The sequence below is a fragment of the Methanolinea mesophila genome (assembly GCF_017873855.1).
GTDB lineage: Archaea > Halobacteriota > Methanomicrobia > Methanomicrobiales > Methanospirillaceae > Methanolinea_B > Methanolinea_B mesophila.
This window is the reverse complement of the sequence record NZ_JAGGKR010000001.1, coordinates 2,114,357-2,137,219: the sequence shown is the minus strand read 5'-3', so window position 1 is coordinate 2,137,219 and position 22,863 is coordinate 2,114,357. Positions and strand designations below refer to the sequence as shown.

At 57.2% G+C, this 22,863-nt stretch carries 13 protein-coding genes, 1 tRNA gene and 2 rRNA genes; 7 read left to right on the top strand and 9 right to left on the bottom strand.

Translation table 11 applies throughout. The features are described 5' to 3' along the window. Nucleotides 1-2: 2 nt before the first annotated feature. From J2741_RS10180 to J2741_RS10170, 3 genes are all read right to left on the bottom strand, one after another. Nucleotides 3-2,922 (bottom strand): 23S ribosomal RNA (locus tag J2741_RS10180). A 106-nt stretch (nucleotides 2,923-3,028) separates the two neighbouring features. Beyond that, nucleotides 3,029-3,101: transfer RNA gene (locus J2741_RS10175), tRNA-Ala, on the bottom strand. Between the two features lie 69 nt (nucleotides 3,102-3,170). Continuing rightward, nucleotides 3,171-4,637, bottom strand: a 16S ribosomal RNA gene (locus tag J2741_RS10170). The 16S and 23S rRNA genes sit together here with 1 tRNA gene alongside, the layout of an rRNA operon. Nucleotides 4,638-6,080: 1,443 nt before the next feature. Between J2741_RS10170 and J2741_RS10165 the strand changes: the two genes are divergently transcribed. From J2741_RS10165 to J2741_RS13135, 3 genes are all read left to right on the top strand, one after another. Continuing rightward, on the top strand, nucleotides 6,081-6,455 hold the full coding sequence (locus J2741_RS10165; protein ID WP_209675149.1) for a hypothetical protein: 375 nt from the start codon (nucleotides 6,081-6,083) through the stop codon (nucleotides 6,453-6,455). A 504-nt stretch (nucleotides 6,456-6,959) separates the two neighbouring features. Further along, nucleotides 6,960-7,550 carry a hypothetical protein gene (locus J2741_RS10160; RefSeq protein ID WP_209675148.1) on the top strand — a complete coding sequence of 197 codons (591 nt, stop codon included), beginning with the start codon at nucleotides 6,960-6,962 and terminating at the stop codon, nucleotides 7,548-7,550. Beyond that, on the top strand, nucleotides 7,541-8,404 hold the full coding sequence (locus J2741_RS13135; protein ID WP_209675147.1) for a 4Fe-4S binding protein: 864 nt from the start codon (nucleotides 7,541-7,543) through the stop codon (nucleotides 8,402-8,404). The genes J2741_RS10160 and J2741_RS13135 overlap by 10 nt, the downstream gene beginning before the upstream one ends. A 363-nt stretch (nucleotides 8,405-8,767) precedes the next feature. Here J2741_RS13135 and J2741_RS10150 read toward each other — a convergent pair whose 3' ends face one another. Genes J2741_RS10150 through J2741_RS10140 form a run of 3 tightly spaced genes read right to left on the bottom strand, consistent with a single transcriptional unit; the run spans nucleotide 8,768 to nucleotide 13,398 of the window. Next, nucleotides 8,768-9,487: a segregation/condensation protein A gene (locus tag J2741_RS10150; RefSeq protein WP_209675146.1), complete on the bottom strand. Its 720-nt coding sequence runs from the start codon at nucleotides 9,485-9,487 to the stop codon at nucleotides 8,768-8,770. Continuing rightward, nucleotides 9,480-12,920, bottom strand: coding sequence for a chromosome segregation protein SMC (smc, locus tag J2741_RS10145; RefSeq protein ID WP_209675145.1), 3,441 nt, complete (start codon nucleotides 12,918-12,920; stop codon nucleotides 9,480-9,482). The genes J2741_RS10150 and smc overlap by 8 nt, the downstream gene beginning before the upstream one ends. A 13-nt stretch (nucleotides 12,921-12,933) precedes the next feature. Next, nucleotides 12,934-13,398 (bottom strand): hypothetical protein, encoded by a 465-nt coding sequence (locus tag J2741_RS10140; protein WP_209675144.1) that lies wholly within the window; start codon nucleotides 13,396-13,398, stop codon nucleotides 12,934-12,936. Nucleotides 13,399-13,715: 317 nt separating this feature from the next. On the opposite strand from J2741_RS10140, the gene glyA reads away from it, so the two are divergent. The 4 genes from glyA (at nucleotide 13,716) to cofE (ending at nucleotide 17,735) form a co-directional block, all read left to right on the top strand. Further along, on the top strand, nucleotides 13,716-14,954 hold the full coding sequence (gene glyA, locus J2741_RS10135) for a serine hydroxymethyltransferase (protein ID WP_209675143.1): 1,239 nt from the start codon (nucleotides 13,716-13,718) through the stop codon (nucleotides 14,952-14,954). A 1-nt stretch (nucleotide 14,955) separates the two neighbouring features. After that, on the top strand, nucleotides 14,956-15,798 hold the full coding sequence (gene folD, locus J2741_RS10130) for a bifunctional methylenetetrahydrofolate dehydrogenase/methenyltetrahydrofolate cyclohydrolase FolD (RefSeq protein ID WP_209675142.1): 843 nt from the start codon (nucleotides 14,956-14,958) through the stop codon (nucleotides 15,796-15,798). Beyond that, a complete protein-coding gene (gene folP, locus J2741_RS10125) occupies nucleotides 15,780-16,595 on the top strand; it encodes a dihydropteroate synthase (RefSeq protein ID WP_209675141.1) in 816 nt (271 codons plus the stop codon). Before folD ends, folP begins: the two co-directional genes overlap by 19 nt. A 351-nt stretch (nucleotides 16,596-16,946) precedes the next feature. Then, nucleotides 16,947-17,735, top strand: a complete 789-nt coding sequence (gene cofE, locus J2741_RS10120; RefSeq protein WP_209675140.1) for a coenzyme F420-0:L-glutamate ligase — start codon at nucleotides 16,947-16,949, stop codon at nucleotides 17,733-17,735. Nucleotides 17,736-17,790: 55 nt separating this feature from the next. On the opposite strand, the gene J2741_RS10115 is transcribed toward cofE, so the two are convergent. From J2741_RS10115 to J2741_RS10105, 3 genes are read right to left on the bottom strand one after another with little or no spacing between them, the layout of a single operon-like run. Further along, nucleotides 17,791-19,413, bottom strand: coding sequence for an ATP-binding protein (locus J2741_RS10115; protein WP_209675139.1), 1,623 nt, complete (start codon nucleotides 19,411-19,413; stop codon nucleotides 17,791-17,793). Further along, nucleotides 19,391-20,419 carry a DNA double-strand break repair nuclease NurA gene (locus J2741_RS10110; RefSeq protein WP_209675138.1) on the bottom strand — a complete coding sequence of 343 codons (1,029 nt, stop codon included), beginning with the start codon at nucleotides 20,417-20,419 and terminating at the stop codon, nucleotides 19,391-19,393. Before J2741_RS10110 ends, J2741_RS10115 begins: the two co-directional genes overlap by 23 nt. Continuing rightward, nucleotides 20,419-22,857, bottom strand: coding sequence for an AAA family ATPase (locus J2741_RS10105; RefSeq protein WP_209675137.1), 2,439 nt, complete (start codon nucleotides 22,855-22,857; stop codon nucleotides 20,419-20,421). The genes J2741_RS10110 and J2741_RS10105 overlap by 1 nt, the downstream gene beginning before the upstream one ends. Between the last annotated feature and the right edge of the window lie 6 nt (nucleotides 22,858-22,863).

Here is a 22,863-nt window from a genome sequence, read left to right as displayed (position 1 = left end):
GTGAATACCAGTAATTGGACGTTAGTACCTGCGGACTGAACACGTCGTTGCCTTCGTGCGTACATCCCAGGCCTATCAAACCAGTCTTTTACTGATGTCCTCAACGGAGTCTCTTTTTAGGCCGGGTTTCAAGCTTAGATGCTTTCAGCTTTTATCCCTTGGCGCGTAGCTGCTCGGCATTGCCCTGTCGGACAACCGATCGACCAGAGGCGCCGAATGAAAGTTCCTCTCGTACTATTTCATTCTTACCCTCAGACTCCACACACTCCTATTAGATAGTAACCGACCTGTCTCACGACGGTCTAAACCCAGCTCACGATCCCCTTTAATAGGCGAACAACCTCACCCTTGGCCGCTGCTGCACGGCCAGGATGGAAAGAACCGACATCGAGGTAGCAAGCCGCCGGGTCGATATGTGCTCTTGCCGGCGACGACTCTGTTATCCCCGGGGTAGCTTTTCTGTCGTCAATAGCCCTCATCAACAGGGCGTATTGGTTCGTTAGACCCGAGTTTCCTCTCGCGATTACTTGCTTTTCGTAATCGCGTCAGGCCAACTTTTGCTCTTGACACTCCGTTGTGAGTTTCCGACTCACATGAGTTGACCTTAGGGCACCCTTGATATTTTTTCGAGGGTGTGGCGCCCCACCCAAACTGCCTACCTATCGATGTCCTCGTAAGAGTGAGAAATACAGCAGAACAAGGATGGTGTCTCATTGTTGACTCCCCGCCCCCCGCAAGGGACGGATTAACATCTCCCATCTACGCTGCGCATGTAATACCGTATTTCAACGACAGGCTGCAGTAAAGCTCCACGGGGTCTTCACTTCCCAATAGGAGTCCCTAGTCTCTGCACTAGGACAAAAGGTTCAACGGCTTTGTGTTAGGGACAGTAGAGCTCTCATTAATCCATTCATGCAAGTCGCCAATTAAGCGACAAGGTACTACGCTACCTTAAGAGGGTCATAGTTACCCCCGCCGTTTACGAGTCCTTCGTCCGGTTGAAACCGGGATTCAGATACTCGCACTGGGCAGGAATCAGTGACTATACTAGTCGTTTCCGAGTTGCAGTCACCTATGTTGTTATTAGACAGTTAGAGCTCCCTGGTCACTGCGACCTGCCTGATCTCCAGGCAGGCACCCCTTCTCCCAAAGTTACGGGGCCAATTTGCCGAGTTCCCTTAACACAATTATCACCGACACGCCTTCGCCTTCTCAGCGAGGGGCACCTGTGTCAGATCTCGGTACGGACGCCGTCTCCCTTTTCATGGGCTCCAGGAATTTGTCGAATTACTCCATCACACTTTCATCCGCTTCTCACCATTACGGTACTCCACGGAGTTAGATGCTTAGACAGGGCGACGACCCTGCTCAACATATCCCGAAGCGTCAGGACAACCGAAGTTGTTACAGACGGACGGTACAGGAATATTAACCTGTTTCCCTTTCGCTACGCTCGAGTTACGGCGTAACTTAGGACCGACTAACCCTCGGCTGACGAACATTGCCGAGGAATCCTAGCCCCTGCGGCGGTTGGGATTCTCACCCAACTATGCTTCTACTACTGCCAGAATTCTCATTTCTACACGGTCCACTGGAATTTACACCCCAGCTTCAGTCCATGCAGAACGCCTCCCTACGAGATCACCTTTCGGTGCTCCGTGGTCTCTGTAGTAGGCTTTAGCCCCGTCCATTTTCAGCGCCCTAAACCTTGACTGGTAAGCTGTTACGCACTTTTTAAAGGATAGCTGCTTCTGAGCTCACCTTCCAGTTGTCTTTGGCCTAGGACCACTTTCAGTGTTAACACTTAGCCTACATTGAGGGACATTAACCACGGTCTGGGTTGATTCCCTTACGGACTACAAGCTTACCCCGTAGCCCGGACTTCCAGCCTTCTTGGACGATGGGGAGTTTGGAGTTTGGCAGGGGGGTGAGGGATTTCTCCCCCAGCTCCCCCAATCAGTGCTCTACCTCACCATCTATCTCCGGCCAGGTCATGCTGCGGCATGTTTCGGGAGGAACCAGCTGATGCCTGGTTCGATGAATCTTTCACTCCTATACGCAGGTCACGCGAATGATTTGCATATCAAAACCGCTTGCGGTCCTCCACGCACCTTTCGACACGCTTCAACCTGCCCACGCATAGATCACCAGGCTTCGGGTCTTATCCTATAGACTCCACGCACTTTTAATACGTCGTCCCATGCAAAAGCTACGGACTTGTTGGTTTCCCTTCGGCTCCCCTTGCGGTTAACCTTGCCTATAGAATAAACTCTCTGGCCCGTTCTTCAAAACGTACGTTACGACATCGGCAACCACACCCGTACTACCGCCTCGCGACGGGTTTCTTCGTGTGGAAGATCCTTTCATGCCGTAACCCACCGTCACCTGTCAATTTCAGGCGCTTTTAACCACCTTTCCAGGGTTACTTTTCAGCTTTCGCTCACGCTACTATTTCGCTATCGGTTTCGAGTTGTATTTAGTTTTGGAGGTTGATGACCCCCGATTTCCCGCGAGAATTCCGACCCGCGGTACTCAAGACACCACCTGACCCTGTTGGCGTACGCGTAGGGGACTGTCACCCTCTATGGTGCGACTTTCCAGACGACTTCCGCTTGACCTTCAGGTATCGTACGGTGGGCTTATAACACCACATCTCCCTTGCGGGATTCAGTTTGAACTCTATCGTGTTCGATCGCCTCTACTAACGATATCTCGGTTGATTTCTCTTCCTGCCCCTACTAAGATGTTTCAATTCGGGGCGTTACCGATCCTCAACGGATCAACACCGAAGTGTTGGGATGTCCCATTCGGGGATCTCCGGATCAAAGACTCCATGCGTCTACCCGGAGCTTATCGCAGCTTGGCACGCCCTTCTTCGGCACTCGAACCGAGCCATCCACTGACAGGCTTAGACTGGTATTCCGTCAAACCCATATAACGTCCTGAGTGCAAACCTTTACACGGCTTCGTCGGGTCAGATGACCCTCAACCCTTCCCTGGTGACTCGCATCTCCAGGTGCATCGAAAGTGGACCCAATGGGATTTGAACCCATGGCCTCGGCGTTGCAAACGCCGCGCTCTTCCAGCTGAGCTATGAGCCCCCTGTTCGTATTCTCGCTGATACCGGCTATTTTACGGTTTGTTCAGCAACCGCTCCCCGAAATTTCATTAGGAGGTGATCCAGCCGCAGATTCCCCTACGGCTACCTTGTTACGACTTAACCCCCCTTGCGAAACCCAGATTCGACCACGGCGTATACCGCAGCCTCATCAAGACCTCACTCGGGTGGTTTGACGGGCGGTGTGTGCAAGGAGCAGGGACATATTCACCGCGTCATGTTGAGGCGCGATTACTACAGATTCCAGCTTCATGTGGGCGAGTTGCAGCCCACAATCCGAACTAAGGGCAGGTTTAGGAGATTGCCTTCACCTTTCGGTGTCGATACCCATTGTCCTGTCCATTGTAGCCCGCGTGTAGCCCGGATAATTCGGGGCATGCTGACCTACCGTTGCCCATTCCTTCCTCCTCTTTAGCAGAGGCGGTCCCAACAGTGTCCCCACCATCCCGGAGGACGAGCTGGCAACTGTTGGCGTGGGTCTCGCTCGTTGCCTGACTTAACAGGATGCTTCACAGTACGAACTGACGACGGCCATGCACCTCCTCTCAGCTAGTCAAGCAGAGTCTTCAGCCCGGCTATCATCCAGCTGTCTTATCCGGTGAGGTTTCCGGCGTTGAGTCCGATTAAACCGCAGGCTCCACCTGTTGTGGTGCTCCCCCGCCAATTCCTTTAAGTTTCAGCCTTGCGACCGTACTTCCCAGGCGGCACGTTTCACGGTTTCCCTTCGGCACCTCGGTAACTCGTGGTCACCGATACACCTAACGCGCATCGTTTACGGCTGGGACTACCCGGGTATCTAATCCGGTTTGCTCCCCCAGCTTTCGTCCCTCACTGTCGGAGCCGTTCTGGTGAGACGCCTTCGCCACAGGTGGTCCCCCAAGGATTACAGGATTTCACTCCTACCCCTGGAGTACCTCTCACCTCTTCCGGTCCCTAGGCTGCCAGTATCCCCCGGACGCCCATCGGTTGAGCCGGTGGATTTCCCAGGAGACTTAACAACCCAGCTACGGACGCTTTAAGCCCAGTAATAGTGGCCACCACTCGAGCCGCCGGTATTACCGCGGCGGCTGGCACCGGTCTTGCCCGGCCCTTTCTTCACCAGTTATTTGCACTGGTGGACAGCCCGAATTTACGGGCACTCGGGGTTCCCTTATCACGGTTTCCCGCATTGTAAAGTTTTCGCGCCTGCTGCGCCCCGTAGGGCCTGGATTCGTGTCTCAGAATCCATCTCCGGGCTCTTGCTCTCACAACCCGTACCGATCAAAGGCTTGTTGGGCCGTTACCCCAACAACAACCTAATCGGCCGCAGACTCATCCTAAGGCGGCGGACCTTTGAGCTACAGTGCATTCCAGCATCTGTAACCTATGGGGTATTATCCCCAGTTTCCCGGGGTTATCCCCCTCCTTAGGGTAGATTGTCCACGTGTTACTGAGCAGTATGCCGAGGTCTTACACCTCTCGACTCGCATGGCTTAATCGAACCCCGATAGCAGTGGCCTCTGGCAGGATCAACCAGAATGTAAATGCACACTATTGAAGTACTTTTTTTTCTCGAGGAATTAGCGGTTACTAAACAAATTTCCGCATTGCCAGTACCAGCGTCAGAACCAAAACCGGTCTTGCCGGGGAGCTTGGTTCTCCATCACAGAGGGTAATAGTGTTAGTGCTGTGAGTATTTAATCATTCCCTTTCCCGTTTCCGGGCGGGCCTGATCCTCCCCGCGATCCTTGAACGGAGCGCGGTTCGGGACTTGTTCACCGCGAACGGTGAATCATGCATCAGAGCCGGAATCGTCCTTGTTCATCCGGTTCTTCATCGCAACTTGAGGATCTACATGTTGTCCGCTGAAGGTTATTAACCTTTGCGACCACGTTCCTCACTCACTTGAGGATACACATGTTGTCCGCGGAAGGTTATTAACCTTGCGAACGCGTTCCTCATCCGGAATCCGAAACACGGCGCATATTGCGTCGTATTCCAGACATCCCCGGAGCCATATTATGTTCTCACGACTGGTATATAAGTCTTGATACTTGGGGTTGATGCGGAAAAATCAAAGAATTTTGCTTTGATATCGGAAATTTCCATTTTATGGGGGGAACTGTGATGATCTGGAACCCACATCCGTGATAAATTGCCTGAAGGCCGGCAACGGGCCTGGCGCAGTTCCTGTTCTCCCGCGCAGATAATCTGCATTGATATCTCCCCGGAAACCGCGATCCTTGAGGGGGTCTCCCGACCCCCGGGCGCCGGAAGAACCAGGGAAGTAGAGTGTCCCGACAGCAATTTTCCGGCCAATGCGGCGATCCCGCGCATGCACGAGGTCTCCTCGCGCGCACGCGGGGACCTCGCGGCGGCACGTGTCTTCGCGCAGATCGCTCTGGAGTCCGCATCGCAGGCAATATGACGCTCCGCCCCCACGAGTCCCGGATGACGGGGAGAGCTCCCCCGCAGGCGACGTGGTGACACGGTCCCGGACTAAACCGGGACCCGGCCGTCCAGGGCGGCGTCTCCCTTCCCGGATAACCCGGGGGCCGGTGGGGCGGACCTTTCAGAGTGCTGCCCCCAGCCTTTGCCACCAACAGGAGGCCTTACCAGGATATGGAAACTTCCGCCAGATTGATCCGGGATGTCGGAAAACCATATTTTGACCCCGCTTCCATCGTGAAACCTGATCTCCTGAATTTGTGCGTGTGCAGGAACCTCACGCATGCAGGATGCAACGCTTGAACCGTTTTGGTGCCTGCCTCAAAATCAGGATCCGGGATTGACAGAAAATGCGGGAGAATGAGCCCGTAGCCTGCAAGGCTTCCGGGCCCCGGAGTCCGTTTTCGTTTGAGACGGATCGGAGTCACGGATCGCATATCCAACGGGATTTGAGGATAAATTCAGGACCCTCATCCCGATATCTTCGAAAAACACGTCATATCTATATATATTAGGGAAATGAACTCTCTGCTGTATGGCAGATCAAGCTCGCCCCCTCGGGGTTACGATTATCGGAATTCTCTGGTTTATTGCCGGCATCCTTACCGTCATCGGAGGAGCCGTCGGCGGTGCAGCACTGGCGATTATAGGACTCGGCGCGATCGGTGCCGCGGTCGGCGTGATTTTTGTCGTCATCGGCCTCGTCTTCCTGTTCCTGGGTATCGGTTGTTTCAAGGGCTGGCCGTGGGTCTGGCCTGTGGGAGTCATCTTCACCATCATCGGCGTCATCATCAACCTCCTGTCCATCCTCTCCAACACCGCTTCGGCCGTCATCGGGATCATCATCGACATCATCATCCTCTGGTACCTGTTCCAGCCGCAGGTCAAGGCGTGGTTCAAGCAGGCCTGAAAATCTCTTCCTTTTTCCCCTTTTGTCTCGGTCGGAGCGGATGCCGGAGATCGGATTAAACAAACAAGGGCGACCGGAATCGGAATCCTCACTCTGCAGCGGCATCATGTTCCGAACCGGAACGACCCGCCCGTCTCTTACACCCGGCCCCCTCTTCGAGTTATCCTGATCTCCTTTCCGGGAAGTGTGCAAGAAGATCCCCCCGAAACACTCCTCCCGCCAGATTTGCACCCGCCACTCCGGCATCAGGAAGTCCTGCGGAATAAAGACTTCAACAACGCTTTGCCGGGTAGTTCGACAGTCGTCCGCCCGGTAAGAATTCTTCATTGAGGTGTGCATCGCGGTTATTCCCGGAGATTGATAGTATATCCGGGGAGTGATATCGCCCAACGCATATCCGCATTCCAGGAAATATCTATATAATTTCTGTCTTATTTTTAGTTAAACCGGATGAAGCCCTCCAGTGCCGAGCAGTCGGAGTGAATTTTGCGAAGAGGAAAAGACATGAAAAAATTTGGCATTATCATTATCGCCGTGTTATTCACATTTTTTCTCACTCTCGGAGCAGCAGCGTATGCGAGCGATTTTGGGAAATCTGAGATGGTCCACTTCAAGGTAGCAGTACCAGGGGGTGTTATCTCCAAGTCCACCATCGTCAGGGGGGGAGGAGCACCTATCGAGATGGCGCCGATCATGATAGACCTGCAGCAGCGGGGCAACCTGAAGAAAGTCCTGAATCCAGACATCGAGGGAATTTCAACTCACACCATTACCAATGTGGGGAAAACACCTGTCAGGATAAGGGTGGAACTCGTGAATATTTCGATCCCGGTACGCTGGGAGATGAGCGCCAATCTTCCCTACGACCCCGATACACGCACATTCCTGGAACCGCTCCCCCCCGGGGAATCCGTCGGCAATCTTGGAATCGACTGGTTTTTCCAGATACCGGGCGACCGGCTTTATAACGAAGTGGTGTGCGAAGGCGGCCTGCTCTTTTCCGATGCTGACAGCGGCGAAATGCTCACTTTCCTTCCGATAACCATTGTAAACGGCAAAGACACCGTAAATACGACAGGAGGCGAATGTCATTGAGGAATCCCGTCAGTACAATTCGCAACAACCGCTGGCGGTATCTCGCACTTATCCTGGGTTTCTTCCTGTTTGTAGGGCCTTTCGCAGTGATTGCACGACTTGCTTACGGTGTCACCGGCAATATGGCATCTCCAACACTTCACACCATGTGTTACAGGATGCCAATAGACTGGCTTTTTGGAGGGAGGTGGTATGCCTTGCTCGGATCCGTCGCGGCTGCATTCATCCTTGGAGTCGTGTTGATTGCTTTTTTTGTCGGCCCGGTATTCTGCGGATGGCTTTGCCCTGTAGGTTCATTGAGCGAATGTTTAAGCAGGATAACGCCGCTTCCCGATTATTACAGAATCAGGATCAAAGATCCCCTGATAACGAAGGGACTGAGGTATGGATTCTTTGCCGGGTTCGTTGCGGTATCGGTAATCGTGGGGTACCGGATTGCATCCCTTAGCAGTGTGTGTTGCCGTTATTGCACCTCGTCAGTGCTCCAGAACATCGCCAATGGCCTCACCGGCCAGTTATCCTCCGTTTCATACTGGCATACCGGCTCACTTATTGCCCTGATATCATGGCTGGTCATTGGGGGAGTTCTTATGTCAGGTGGGAGGGGGTGGTGTCTCTTTTTCTGTCCACTCGGTGTCCTCTCGAACTTGTCCCATTCCGCAGGCAAGCGGGCCGGGATGTACCGGGTATTCCATAACGCGGAAAGGTGCCAAAATTGCTCACAATGCGAAGTTTTCTGCCCGACCTGGGCAATATCGGCCGATAAATCCGTTGACTCCCATTTATGCATCGCCTGCCAGGAATGCACGAATGCCTGCCCACACGCGGCATATGAATACGGAAGGAAACGATGACACCCCCGGGTCAGGGAAAAGGCAGCGTCCGAGGGTTTTGGGCGTTCGTTGTCGCGAGCGCGGTATCTCCTTTTGCACTTTTACTGCCGGGTTCGTGTGGCGCCGGGTGCGGAGGTTGTCCCATCCCGGGAGGCTGTTTTATCCTCCCGGCTCTTGTCGTTACACTCGTAGCGGTAAAATCCCGGTTCAGAGAAATCAGAAAAAAATTCTCCATACCTGCAACCCAAGAGTGAAAGATGATTCACCTGAATGCCGCCGAGAAGTCCAGCTTCCCCGGTGACCATGATGAAAAAAGGTGCATCAGGAAGAGGCCGGATTTGTATCCATGATAAAGAGGTCGTTTCCGGCCGAGGCCCCCCCTCTTCACTCTGCTTCTACCCGGGAAGCCTGCACGAAGATCTCACCGAAAAACTCCTCCTGCCAGAGCATCACCCGGCCCTCGGACATCAGGAACAGCAGGGGGATGTAGATGTCAAGCAGCCCTTTTCCGAGCAGCGCAGCGATCTCCCGCAGGGTCATGACCTCCTCCCCTGCGAGATGGTCCTCGCACTGCTCCATCACCGCCTCTGCGGTCTCCTTGTATTCCTCGTCGTGGGCGATGGCGACCACGTCCTCCGCGGTGATCAGCTCGCTGAACGGGGAGCGGAACCGGTGACGGCGACGCTGCTCTTTTTCCGCGTTCTTGAGTTCGATAATCAGCTCGAAGAGCGTGATCGGGCTCTTCCGGAGCTTTTTCCGGTCGAGCCGCCGGGATATCTCCCGTTCCAGGAGGTCGATGGGACCGGATTCGCGTGAGGTCCCCGGCTCCTCGTCATCGTCCCCGAACGAGAAGAGGTCCCCGTCTTCGTCTTCCAGCGGTTCGCCCTCTTCCTCCTCTTCCCCCATCTCCAGGGCCTCGGACTTCATCCGGAGGAGGATCGCAGCAAAGAACAGGGTCCGGCCTGAAATGCGCAGGTCGAGTTCCCTCCTCCGCTCGAGCTCGGAGAGGAACCGGTCGGTGACCTCGACGATGTCGATGTTCCACGGGTCTATCTCGCCCCGCTCCGCCATCTGGACCAGGATCTCAACCGGTTCTTCAGTCATTTACTTTGATGCCGGTCACGAAGGTGCTCTTGTCCGGGAGGAGGGTCACCCCGACCAACCGGTCGGCGCCTTCGAGCATGGGTTTTCGGAGGGAGACGATCACGAACTGCGAGGTATTCGAGAGCTCCTTGATCATATCCCCTATTCGTTCCACGTTCGACCCGTCGAGCGACATGTCCACCTCGTCGAACGCATAGAACGGTGCAGGGATGTACTGCTGGATGGAGAAGATGAACGCGAGCGTGGTGAGCGACTTCTCCCCGCCCGAAAGCGCGGAGAGGAGGTGCACCGGCTTGTCCCGGGGCTGCACCGCGAACGAGAGCCCTCCCGCGAACGGGTCTTCCTCGTTCTCCAGGATCAGGTGCCCGCTCCCGCTGGTCAGCCTCGCGAACACCTCACGGAAGTTCCCGTCGATTGCCCGGAACGCTTCCATGAACGCCTCGTACTTCATCTTCTCGAAGTGCTCGATGCGCTCGATCAGCGAGGTGCGTTCCCGGGAGAGGACCTCTTTCTTCTCGGTGCGTTCGTCCACCCGCACCCGGACCCGGTCGTATTCCTCGATGGCGAGCATGTTCACCGCCCCGATCTTCCGGATGGCGAGGCTCGCCTCGGCGACGTGGTCCTCGATCTCCTGCAGGGTGAGGTCGGTGGTGATGTCACCCACCTCCGCCCTGAGGAGGTCGATCTCGGCGGCAAGGGCTGCCTGGCGCTCTTCGAGCGCCTGGACCTGGATCCGCACCTTCTCTGCCGCCGCATCGAACTCCAGGATCTTCTTCTCCGATGCGCCGATGGACTCCGCGACCCGGTCGTGCTGGGCCCGGAGTTCCGCGAGTTCCGACGAGAACTGTTTCTGCCGCTCCTCGATCTCCCCGATCTTCTCCCGCGCCGCCTCGATCTGTTCCTTCGCCCCCGCGACTTCGGCATCGATCTCCCGGTTCTTCTCGTTATACCGTTCGTTCTCCGCACGGAGCTCCTCGACCCGGGTAGAGAAGTGCTGGCGTTCCCTGGAGAGGTCGCCGATGTCCGACTCCTTGTTCCGCAGACGGCGCTCGACATCCTCCTGCTCTCTCCGCTTCTTCTCGAGCGCGTCGGTGAGGGCCGGAATGGCAGTGTCGTCCAGTCGTTTCTTGATCTGGTCGATCTTCTTCCCTACCCGGGTGATCTCCTCGGTCATTGCGTCGAGGGATGCCTCGAGCGCGGCGAGCTCCGCCGCACCCGTCTTCACCTCCTCCGCGATCCGGGCGAGATCGGCATTGACCGCATCTTTCTCCCCGGCATACCCCTCCCTTCGGCGGGTGAACTCTTCCCGCATCATACGGGAACGGTCCAGGTTCTGGGTGATCTCGTTCCGTTTCGCCCGCTGCTCCTCTATCGCCGCGGTGCCCCGGGTCACGCCCTGATCCAGTTCCCGGACCTCTTCCGCCATCTCCGCGAGCTGGGCGCGGAGCCTGCCGATCTCGTCCTCCACCGCAGCGCCGAACCCCTTCACGGGCCGCTTGAACGACCCGCCGGTCATGGCGCCGCTCTTCTCCACGAGCTCGCCCTCCAGGGTGACCATCCGGTACTTCCCCATCAGGGCGCGGGCCCGGTCGAGCGACTTCACTACCACGGTGCCGCCGAGCGCCACCCGGAACGCATCGGCATAGGCGGCTTCGAACTCCAGGAGGTTGACCGCGTAATCGATCACCCCTTCCTCCTTCAGCCTGGGGAGTTCGGGCGGCCGCATCTTGTTCAGGGGGAGGAAGGTGAGCCTGCCGAGTTTCTGGTCCTTGAGGTAGGAGATCGCCCCGGCCGCCCTGCCGTCGTCCTTCGCCACCACATACTGGAGCTTTCCTCCCGCAGCCACGTTCAGTGCGGTGGAATATTCCGGCGGGGCTTTTCCCAGCTGGGCAAGGGTGCCGTAAATCCCTTCCATCCCCATCACCGCCTCCATCGCCCGGGAGCCTCCCTCCCCGCGGGCCTGTTGCTGGGCCTCCAGACGGATGACCTCCTGCTCGACGACCTTTAACTCGTTCCTCGCCCGTTCGAGGGTCGACCGGCGGGCAAACACCGCGCCTTCGAGGGCAGAGAGCTCCCGGTCGAGGTCCTCGCGTTCCTCTTCGAGGGCTTTCACCTGGCGGGCGAACTCTTCCGCCTGGGCAGCCTGGGCCCCGGAGTCCTCGTCGAGCACCCGGAGCCGCTCCTCCAGCCGTTCCTTCTCCGAGGTGCGCATCCGGCTCTTCTCGATGAGCATGTCCTGCTGGTGGAGGACCGAAGACCGTCCCGCTCTCTTCTCCTCCACCTCCTTCATCAGGGCGAAGAGCTCGTCCCTCGCCCCCTCGGTGTCCTTGCTCTCCTTCTCGAGCTCCCCCTGGATCTTCTCCACCCGCGCCCTCGCGGTAGCCGCTTCCATGGCGAGGTTCGTCCGGTCGATGGAGAGCTCCCGGATGGACTGGGTGAGCTCCGCGACCCGGGTCTCGGCCCGCTTCATGTCCACGAAACACCGGTTGATGGACTCGAGAACCGTCCCCCGTTCTTTCTCCAGGCGGGAGATGCTCTGTTCTGATACCTTTATGCTTCCCTTGGCCTCCTCGAGGTCCGCGATCAGGCGCAGGTACTCGGAGCCGCTTTTCTCGTTGATCTGGTCGTCGATCTCTTTCAGATCGGCACGGAGGTAGGAGATCTCGTGCTCCTCGAGGGCCCGATCCGAGAGAATTCCCGAGAGCGCAGTCTGCTGATCGACGATCAGCCTGGCGAGGGACCCGAGTTCTTTCTCCTTGTCCCGGAGGCTCGCTGCCGCCCGGCAGGACTGGTAATAGTCAAGTTTCTCCTGCCATTCCCGGTACGCGAGGGCCTGCTCCCTCTCCTTCGCCAGTTCTTCCATCCGCTCGGCGAGTTCGTGGAGTATCATCTCCTCGCGTTCGATCCGCTCCCGGACCACCTCGAGTTCCTGGAGGGCCTGGTCCCGCTTGGCGTCGAACTCGGCCACCCCCGCGATCTCGTCTATGATCTTCCGGCGTTCGTAATCGCTCATCTCCATGATCCGGGTGACGTCCCCCTGCATCACCACGTTGTAGCCGTGGGGGACGATCCCGAACTGGGAGAGGAACGCGGTCACGTCCGCCTGCTTGCAGACCCGGTCGTTGAGGTAGTTATAACTGTAATATCCGTTCTCCGTCCGCTTGATACGGCGCCGTATCCTGGTGCCGTCCGAAAAAGTGATGGTGACCTCAGCGGTGTTCTTCCCGGAGTTGAGGTTGATGAGGTCGGTGAGTTTCTCCGCCCGCAGGGTGCGGGAACCGGAGAGCGCGAGGACGAAGAGAATGCTGTCTATAATATTGCTTTTTCCCGAGCCGTTCGGGCCGGAGATTACCGTAAAGCCATCGTAAAAGGGTATTTTGGTCTTTTTTACAAATGACTTGAAGTTGTCAATCTCCAGCGAGGTGATATGCAATGGCCGGGCTCCCCTACTTCTTCTCTGACTCTTCCTCTTCGGCTACGATAAGATCACTGGATTTTCCGCCGGACTGGCCCGGCTTGTTCTTCTTGGTGTACGCCGCGGAGGCCACGATGTAATCGCTCGATTTTCTCTTCTCGGGCTTGAGGGTCCCGTCGGGCTGCATGATCATGTCCATCTTCTCGGGCTCGACCGGGGGAGCCGCAGGAGTCCTGACCTGGGGCGGGGTGGCGGGTTTCCTCGGTACCACCACGGTGCTCTGCCCTCCGGGTGCCGCGGCGGGCGCCTTGGACATGCGCAGTTCGGCCCTGCGCTCCTCGCTCACCTTGTTCAGCCGCATGGCGATGGATTTTAAGTCCAGCAACTCCTCGGTCAGTCCCTTCACCAGCGCTTCCATATCCTTCATCTTCTTTTCAAGGCTGGCGACGCGGTCCTCCACCGGGATTGCATTCTCCTTGTCTTTTATGATCTCCATATCCTTCTCTTTCTCCTCGTGAGCTCCCCTCTGTGAGTACCCCCTGGCATCATCCGGCAATATTAGAGCCCATATTGATAATCATGCGAGTTATTCCCTATAATAATTATGCTGCTTTGTATCGGGAATCCGGCCATTTTTCACCTGTAACTTCCCGAATCCCGGTGATTACGATCCTAAGGAACAGCCGGGCGGTGTCCGCGATCGTGGAAATCAGCCGCGTTACCGGTGCGATACGATAAATAAACGCCATATTAAGGGGAATTTTTTCCGGGGGGAAGAAAAAGTATTACCTGATCAGGTCGACTCTTATCTACATGTCCTATCTGGCCACCACAGATCGCGATGTCGCAGACGTGATAGATATGGAACGGATGCGGCAAACGTACGGGCTGGAGCTCATAGCCTCGGAGAACCTGGTTAGCCGGGCGGTGCTCGAGGCGATGGGTTCGATCATGACCAACAAGTATGCCGAGGGGTATCCCGGCAAGCGGTACTACGGAGGGTGCGAGTTCCACGACGTGGTGGAGAACCTCGCGAGGGACCGCTTGAAGCAGCTCTTCGGTGCCGAACACGCCAACGTACAGCCCCATTCCGGGACCCAGGCGAACATGGCCATCTATTTCGCGACCATGGAGTGCGGGGACCCGCTGATGAGCATGAGCCTCTCCCAGGGAGGACATCTCTCCCACGGTTCGCCGGTGAGCTTCTCAGGGAAGCTCTACAAGGTGACCCAGTACGGGGTGGACCTCGAGACCGAGACCATCGATTACGGCGCGGTGGCCGAGATAGCGAAGAAGGTGCGCCCGAAGGTGATCGTCTGCGGGGCCAGCGCTTACCCGAGGACCATTGATTTCAAGGCGTTCCAGGAGATCGCCGATTCGGTGGACGCCCGCTGCATGGCGGACATCGCCCACATCGCCGGGCTCTGCGCCACCGGGATCCACGAGAACCCCGTCGGCATCGTCGATTACACCACCACCACCACCCACAAGACCCTCCGCGGCCCGCGGGGCGGGGCTATCATGTGCAGCAGCGAGAACGCACAGATGGTGGACAAGGCGGTCTTCCCCGGCATGCAGGGCGGTCCCCTGATGCACATCATCGCGGCAAAGGCGGTGTGCTTCAAGGAGGCGCTCCGTCCCTCGTTCACCGACTACAACCGGCAGATCGTGAAGAATGCCCGGGCCATGGCGGAGGTGCTCGACAACCACGGCCTGCGGCTGGTCTCCGGAGGGACGGACAACCATCTCATCCTCCTCGACCTGACCGCCCAGGGGATCACCGGGCTCGAGGCCGAGGTCGCGCTCGGGAAGGCGGGGATCACCGTGAACAAGAACACCATCCCGAACGAGAACCGCAGCCCCTTCGTGACCAGCGGGCTCCGCATCGGAACCCCCGCGGTCACCACCCGTGGAATGAAAGAGCAGGAGATGCGGCAGATAGGCGAATGGATCGCCACCATCCTGAAGGACATCAGGAACGAGACCGCGATCTCGAAGATCGGCGGGCAGGTCAAGGAGCTCGCCGGGAAGTACCCCCTCTATCCCGAGTGACATGATACTGGACGGAAAAGCAGTCTCGGAGAAACGTCTTGACCTCCTGAAGGAGGAGATCGACGAGTCCGGGCTGTACCCCCGGCTCGCCACGGTCATCGTGGGTGACGACCCGGCGTCCCGGATGTACGTCCGTATGAAACACCGTGCCTGCGAGCGGGTGCATATCGGCTCGGTGGGGATCGAGCTCCCGGAGACCGCGAACACCGAGGACGTCCTCGACGCGGTGCGGAGGCTGAACAGGGACCAGGATATCCACGGCATCCTCGTCCAGCTCCCCATGCCGGGCCGGATCGACACGGAGAAGGTGATCGAAGCGGTGGCCCCCGGCAAGGACGTGGACGGTTATAACCCGTTCAACCTGGGCAAACTCTTCTCCGGTCACCCCGTGTTCGCCCCCTGCACCCCCCGGGGCATCATCACCCTCCTGGACGAGTACGGGATCGATATTTCCGGAGCGCACGCGGTCGTCGCCGGGAGGAGCATCGACGTGGGAAGGCCGATGGCGGCGCTCCTCCTCAACCGGGACGCGACGGTGACCATCTGCCACAGCAGGACGAAGGACCTTGCGGGCGAACTCGCCCGGGCGGACATCCTGGTGAGCGCCATCGGGAAGGCCCGGTTCATCGGGCCGGAGATGGTGAAACCCGGCGCCGCGGTGGTCGACGTGGGGATCAACCACGTGGACGGGAAGCTCTGCGGCGACGTCGATTTCGACAGGGTCGCGGAGAAGGCGGCGGCCATCACCCCGGTGCCGGGAGGCGTCGGGCCGATGACCATCGCCACCCTGATGGAGAACACCTTCACGGCCGCGAAAAGGATCATATGTTCCCGTGTCGTGTGAACGGGATGGCCGTCGGGGGCGGGGCGCCCGTCCGGCTGATGGGTGTGATCAACTGCAGCCCCGAATCTTTTTTTTCCGGTTCCTTTACCCGGCCCGCTGACGTCCGGTCCAGGGCCGAGGCGATGACCGATGCCGGGGCCGATATCATCGACCTCGGCGCGAGGAGCACCGCTCCCGGGAGCCCGGCGATCAGCGTCGCCGAGGAGACGGAGCGGATCACCCGGGCGCTCTCCGAGCTGGACGGGAGCGGGATCACCGTCTCGGTGGACACCCGCTACCCCGAGGTGCTCGATGCCTGCCTCTCCCACGACCTCCACGCGGTGAACGATATCGGGGGGTTCTCGACCCCCGGGTACGCAGCGATGGCGGCCGGGGCGGGGCTCCCCGCGATCCTTATGGCGGCGTGCATGGAGCCCGGCGATGCCCTGGGGGTGGAGATGACAGTCCGGGCTCTGCAGGAGATCGTCACCCGTTGCGAGGACGCAGGGGTAAAGGAATACGTCCTCGACCCGGGGATCGGGCTCTGGACTCCCGCACGGACGGTGGAGATGGACTGGGAGCTCTGCAGGAACTTCTCCCGGTTCAGGGAGTTCGACCGTCCGCTCCTCGCCGCGATCTCCCGGAAGACCTTCCTCCGGGCCACACCGGAGCAGGGACCGGAAGCACGGCTCCCGGCAACCCTTGGCATGACCGCGCTGCTGCTCCGGCAGGGAGCCGACATGGTCCGGGCGCACGACGTGGCCGAGACGGCAGAGGTGATCCGGGTGGTGTCCCGGATGAACGAACACGGGGTATGACAGATCCCTGGGAACGGATAGAACATCCTTTTTCAATTATAGGACGAATTCCCGCATCGGACGAATTCGCCTGACATACCTGATTCCTGAAAAAACCTGCACTCCTCCCGGCAAAAGTCACAGTCCCTGTAAAAGTCCACTGTTCACGCAATGATTCGCCTTTTTCGAAAAAGATCCCCGGGTCACGCAATGATTCATTTTCCCGTAATGATCCCCTGGCCGCGCAATGATTCGCCTTTTCCGTAAAGATCCCGGGGTGACGCGAAGAGAGAAGGCCGTTTACCAGGCCGGGCGGGTCCGGGGCAGGGACCATCGGAATCATCAAGCAGGTGCAGGAGAGAATAGAGAACAATGAAGGGATCGTTTACCACCACGGGGCTCCGCACTCCCCTCATCCGCGAAGGGGACGATATGGCGGGGATCCTCCTCAGGGCGGCCCTCGAGTCGTCGTTGGGAGGGTTTCGCAACGGGGACGTCCTGGTGATTGCCGAGTCCGCGCTCGCCACCGCCGAGGAGCGGGTCACCTGCCTCGACTGCGTGGAACCGGACGAGGAGTCGATCGCGATGGGGGAGCGGTACGACATGGACCCCCGCCTGGTGCAGGTGGTCCGGGAGGAGAGCGACGAGATCGTGGGGGGTATCCCCGGGTTCCTGCTCTCCATGACCAACGGGACCCTTCTCCCCAACGCAGGCGTGGACGGGTCGAACGCCCCTCCGGGGTGCGTGGTCCCCCTTCCCCGGGACCCCGACGGGAGCGCGAAGCGTATCCGGAAAGAGATATTCCGGCTCTGCGGGGCGAAGATAGGGGTGATCGTCGCGGACAGCCGGACCCATGCCATGCGGTCGGGGTGCAGCGGGGTCGCCATCGGGTGCTCGGGGATACTCGCGGTCATCGACGCCCGGGGAAGGAAGGACCTCTTCGGGCGGGAGCTCGAGGTGACCAAGCTCGCGCTCGCCGACAACCTCGCATCGGCGGCCGAGATCGTCATGGGCGAGGCGGACGAATGCACCCCGGCGGCGGTCATACGGGGGCTCGATGTCCCGATCGGGGATTTCGAGGGGATCGAGTCGATTGCGGCGGACAAGTGCCTGTTCATGGGACTGATCGCGAGAAGAGGGGACGAAGGGGAGAATTATTGAAGGGGGATAGGGGGATTGGCTTTCACAAAAGATTGTAAAGTCTTTATGTGATTTTTCAGAACCCTGAATCCAGTCCTTCAGAAATTGATTTTTTCTTTTCCCTGTTCAATACACTGATGTAGTCCTCGAATTTGTGGATCCGGGTGCTCACAGGGAACGGGATTCCAATGGTACTAATAATCGCCTCGCCCCTGTCGAGGGTCTGGATCTCGATCTCCATCTTCGAAAGGTCTTGCTTGGCACTTCCCATGATGATGTCCCGGTCTCCCCGATCCCCGAGGGCCATGACCACAAAAGTGTTGATTTGTGCCAGGACTTTAGGATCAACATTTTTCGGCTGCTGCGTGATGACGCAGAGGCCGACACCGAACTTGCGCCCTTCCATCGCACATTCCCTGAAAACCTGGGTTGAAGACCCTCCGCTGGCAAGAACCCGCTGGGCCTCTTCGATCGTAATCAGTACCTGGTGAGAATTCTCCTGCCGGTCATCGATCCCGAAACCCCTCGCCTCCAGCCTGTGCCGCTCCATGATTCTCCTGGTGATGATGGAAAGAACGAAAAGTTCGCTTCTCTCGCTCATATCGGGGATATCGACCAGGACCACCCGGTTATCATGAAGGTCCCGGATAATATCCGGGATCGAAGAGCCCTGGGGCCTGAAAAATGCCTCGTTTCCTTTGACGATGTTCTCGATATGGCTCTTTAATACTCTTACCGGCCCACCCATGGAATTCCGGATCCTCCAGGCCATGCTCCCCTCCCGGACCCCCGCGGCCTCGGGATCCCTTATCGGGAAGATCTCGGGGTCTGTACTCCTGAAGAACTCAATCACATCCTTGCCTTTCTCGTTGGCGAAGGCTTCGAGAATTTCATGCTGAGCTGCAGAAAGGTCGTAAAGGATGGAAAGGTCGCCGATCCTGAAATCATCGTATTCGAGAGACAACCGATTCATTCCGTACTTTTTCCGGTCGTTTTCATGACGGATCGTAAAGATCGAGAGCCCGTCCTTTCCCGCCGTATAATGGACGAGCCCATTTGTGGGTTCCCCGATGGAAGACTTGCCGCCGCTGACATATTCCCCGTGCGGGTCCACGATCAGCAGACCGAATTTCTTCTCTTTCATGCACGAAGCACAAAAGGTCTTCATGAAATTGCTTTTTCCCATTCCGGTAGTCGCAAATACCCCCATATGCTGAGGGAGCACTTTGCTCGGGATGCGGACGGCAACGTCTTTGATCACGTCCTGGCCGCTCCGCATAAGACCCACCTCTATCTCTCCCATCTGCTCAGTTAAAAACCGGAAGTCCTCTGCGTCCGGATCTCCGACGGTGGAGAATTTCGAGGGGATCGTCCGGGGTTTATGGAATTTTCCGCTCGCATTGTCGACAAAACCGAGAGGGACGGCATCTACGGTGATGAATACATCCTCTCCGAGACCATAGAACTGCTCGGCATAAACCCGTGTGTCCCACCGGGTATCAGCGAAATTGCTATCGTGAGAGAGATCGGTGATCTTTGCAAAAAACGTAACTCCCTTCGTATTGTCGGTGATTTTTTTAATGTCTCCGATATAGAGGGTGGTGTCATAGGGTGCAATAAATCGGTACGAGAGGACGCTGCGCCCGATCAGCCTGTATTTTGAAGGGTCGTTCGGTTCAATATCGCGCAAATTCATCATGGTAATCTCCAAACAGGATCTCAAAGGTCTGTCGTTCGATGCCGGCCTCGGTGATCCTCCGCATCAGGTCAGACCGGGCCTGTTCCACAATCTCCTCGTTAAGCACCACGGTACGGTGGGCGTCAAATAACGGGTAGGGGTATCCGGGGATCCTTCCATCCCCGGAACATGCCGCAAGGCGGTTCATAATTCCTTCCGCGTGTGAGTCAGGAAGATCCTTTATCAATTCGATCTTAAGGGGCGACCTCGCTCTGGAGTGAAGGCGGGCGACGAACATCTTCCCGTGCTGCCACCGTGGAAACTGGGTGTGATCGAGGATTCCAGGGTCGATCCTGATCCACCAGGGGGCTTTTATCCCGAATGCCGACGCAAGGCCGTCGACTGACGGAAGGATCGGGTGCCCGCCACCCCAGGTCGCTGAGGTCTGTTTACTCACCCCTGCCAGATCGACCTTCCTCGCCGTGCAAGTCTGTTCGATCCTGGTCAGGACCGGGTCATGACTTGCATGGGAGACTCTGAGCGGCCCATCGCGCAGGAGCATGGCTCCCCCTCCCAGGGACTGTGCCATCTCTTCGGTGACCCGGTATTCCACCGTGTCACGCAGGATACCCGCAGTCCGGACACGGTCTTCGTTCGCAAGCGGGGTCCCGGGGGCCTCATCGAAACAGTCCTGGTAAACCCTGGTAAAATCTTCGTTCTCCGCCCCCGGTCCGATGATCCCGAATTCCAGTGAAGAGATCGATCTCCTGCTTCTCTCCATGTTGAAGAACGTACTCTGGGCTGCACGGAACAATGCAATTGCCATGCTCCCCGATTCAAGGATCAGGACATCGCTCCCGTCTACCGCACAAACCTCCCCACAGGATACAGGCGTGCAGGACTGGAAATCCTCCGGAGAAATGCCCCCCTCTTTTCGAAATTTCTCGACCAGATTGGCGGGGACGGTTGCATGGATACGGCCCACTGCGGCATCTAACGCCTTCTCATAGTCCGGATCACGGGCCATCACGTCACCTCCTGAACCCTGCTCGAGAGGTCAGTCCCCATCTCAACCATGAGGGTATTGGAGAACTCTCCCTGGATATCCGGGATGTGCGAGATGAGTATGATCTGTGGAAACCGGGACTCCTGGGTCCTGAGCGCGGTAAGGAGGTTTGTCCGCCGTTCTTCGTCCTGGCTCCCGAAAATCTCGTCGAAGATGAGCAGCGTACTCTCGTGTACCTGGTGCAGTTCGGCAAGGTATCGGGAGAGTGCAATCCGGAGTGCGACTGCAATATCGTCCTGCTCCCCTCCACTGAAACGATCAATGGGGTAATCATTGTCGATATCGCGGACGAGGAGGTTGAAGTCCTCGTCGAGAAGCACCTGCTCGTAGCGGCCGCCGGTGATCTCATCGATAATCCTGCTGACTTCCCCTTCAATATGGCTCCTGACGACCTGCATGAGGTAGAGCACATATTCTCCGATCATCGAGCGTGTCAGGCGTAGCATTCCGATCTCTTCTTCGAGACCCGTTTTTTGGGATTTCAGTCCTTCAATAGTCGCCTTGTCCTGTTTATGCCTTGTAATTTTCTCCTCGTTACCCCGGACACGTTCCTCGTTTGCCGCGATCTCTGCTCCGGCAGCACGGAGATTCGAATCGATTTCTTCCAGGACCCGTTCAAGGCCTCTCCCGATCTCTGGATCGAACTCCGATTGGACGATCATGAGTTCCAACTTGCCGATCTCATCCTGTTTCGCCACGATCCTGGTACCGAGTTCTGCTAGCTGGGTTTTTTGCGCCGTACCATGAGCAATAGTTCTCCCGACCTCCGTATGACGCACCTGGACCTTTTCCAGTTCCAGGATATCTTTCACGGTCTGCTGGTACATGGCTTCGTCATATCCCGTCTTCAGCAACCGGGCTGAAAGGGACTTTTTGACCTCCTCTTTTTCCCGGATCTGTGTCAACAGGTCGTGGAGGTCTGCTTCGAGAGACTCACGGTTCTTCAGTCTCTCCGAAATATTCCGTATCTCCTGAAATGCCGGTTTTTGTTGATGAATCCTGTCTCTCTCAGCGATCATCCTGTCCTTTTCATCATTTACCCGCATTGCTTCCTGCTCGATCCAATCGAGCCGGGACGAAAATTCCTCTTCGATCTCACCGAAATGAGCCCCAAGCGTCTGACGGCAAAGGGGACATACTCCATCGGAACCCGCATCTTCAATGATTTTCCAGTCAGAAACGAGCTTTTTTCTTTCATCCACCAAATGTTCGAGCCTCGCCGTGAGCGAACCAAGGGAATGAACGATTTCCCCTTCTCTTGCGAGAGCAGCCTGTTCAAGATCCGGGTCCGGGATCCCCTGGCCGATATGTAAAAGGTCCCTGACTCCTTTTCGCAACGATGCCAGCCGTACCGAGTCCCTTTCGAGGAGTTCAATCTTTGCCCTTGTTTTTTCCTCCTGTGTTTTCAAAGTACTGAATTCTTTTTCCGCGAACCTCTGTTCCGATTTAAGGTGCTCGAAATCTGATTTCGTTATCCGTAATTTTTCGAGAGCGTTCTTTTTTCCTTCAAGGGCCGCCAGAGATCTTCCGAGTCTTTGATACTCTTCTTCCAGAGCGGGAAGACCTTCAAGTTGGAGAGCAAGCAGGTCCCTTTGCCGGACTAGCCCCTGAGCCTCCGCCGCAAGTGCCGTCTTCCGTTCAACAAGACGCGTGTATTCTGTTTTTTTATCGGAGAACTGCAGCAATTCTGCTGCAACCTGTTTTCTTTTCTCTTTCTGGTGTTCCACTCGCAAACCGAGTTCCTGAAGTGCAGTGCAGAGCACCATTTTCGAATCTTCCAGGGCTTTCAGCTCTTCGGGGTCGTGCCGGGCGATGAGCCCCTGCAGTTCTCCTTCGAGGAGATTCAGGTCGCGGTCTTTTGCATCGGTCCGCTCCTTCAGGAGCCGATCGCTCTCCGTCTTCAGGTAATCAATGCCGAGTGCTTTGAGGAACCATTCCTTCCTTTTACCGGGAGTGTTTTCGAGCAGGGTGAGAAGATCTTTCTGGGCTGCATATACCGTGTTCCGGAAGTCGACAGGCCCCATCCCCAGAACCCTTCTCACCTGGATCTCTACGTCGCTGACGCCTTTCGCTAAAAGTTTTTGCCCTTTGTTAAACTGTGCATCATGCTGGACAGTTTTCCCCTTTTTGAACGTGCGGAGGATGGTATATTCGTCACCGCCAATCCTGAAGTCCACACGAACTTCGCATCTGTCTTTGGGAGACGCAAACGATGAAACGATGTATTCCGACGAGATCCCGGTTGCCTGCACACCGTACAGGGCGAAAAAGATCGCCTCGACGATGCTGCTCTTTCCGGTCCCATTGTTCCCCAGGATCCCGGTGATCCCATCCCTGAACCGTATCTCCTGGTCCCTGAACCGCTTGAAATTTTTAAGGACGATGCGGTCTATGATCATCGCGAG

Excerpts from the sequence above, each read along its gene's own strand:
- J2741_RS10165 (WP_209675149.1), top strand. The coding sequence starts at position 6,081 with ATGGCAGATCAAGCTCGCCCCCTCGGGGTTACGATTATCGGAATTCTC.
- J2741_RS10160 (WP_209675148.1), top strand. The coding sequence starts at position 6,960 with ATGAAAAAATTTGGCATTATCATTATCGCCGTGTTATTCACATTTTTT.
- J2741_RS13135 (WP_209675147.1), top strand. The coding sequence starts at position 7,541 with ATGTCATTGAGGAATCCCGTCAGTACAATTCGCAACAACCGCTGGCGG.
- J2741_RS10150 (WP_209675146.1), bottom strand. The coding sequence starts at position 9,487 with ATGACTGAAGAACCGGTTGAGATCCTGGTCCAGATGGCGGAGCGGGGC.
- J2741_RS10140 (WP_209675144.1), bottom strand. The coding sequence starts at position 13,398 with ATGGAGATCATAAAAGACAAGGAGAATGCAATCCCGGTGGAGGACCGC.
- glyA (WP_209675143.1), top strand. The coding sequence starts at position 13,716 with ATGTCCTATCTGGCCACCACAGATCGCGATGTCGCAGACGTGATAGAT.
- folD (WP_209675142.1), top strand. The coding sequence starts at position 14,956 with ATGATACTGGACGGAAAAGCAGTCTCGGAGAAACGTCTTGACCTCCTG.
- folP (WP_209675141.1), top strand. The coding sequence starts at position 15,780 with ATGTTCCCGTGTCGTGTGAACGGGATGGCCGTCGGGGGCGGGGCGCCC.
- cofE (WP_209675140.1), top strand. The coding sequence starts at position 16,947 with ATGAAGGGATCGTTTACCACCACGGGGCTCCGCACTCCCCTCATCCGC.
- J2741_RS10115 (WP_209675139.1), bottom strand. The coding sequence starts at position 19,413 with ATGATGAATTTGCGCGATATTGAACCGAACGACCCTTCAAAATACAGG.
- J2741_RS10110 (WP_209675138.1), bottom strand. The coding sequence starts at position 20,419 with ATGGCCCGTGATCCGGACTATGAGAAGGCGTTAGATGCCGCAGTGGGC.
- J2741_RS10105 (WP_209675137.1), bottom strand. The coding sequence starts at position 22,857 with ATGATCATAGACCGCATCGTCCTTAAAAATTTCAAGCGGTTCAGGGAC.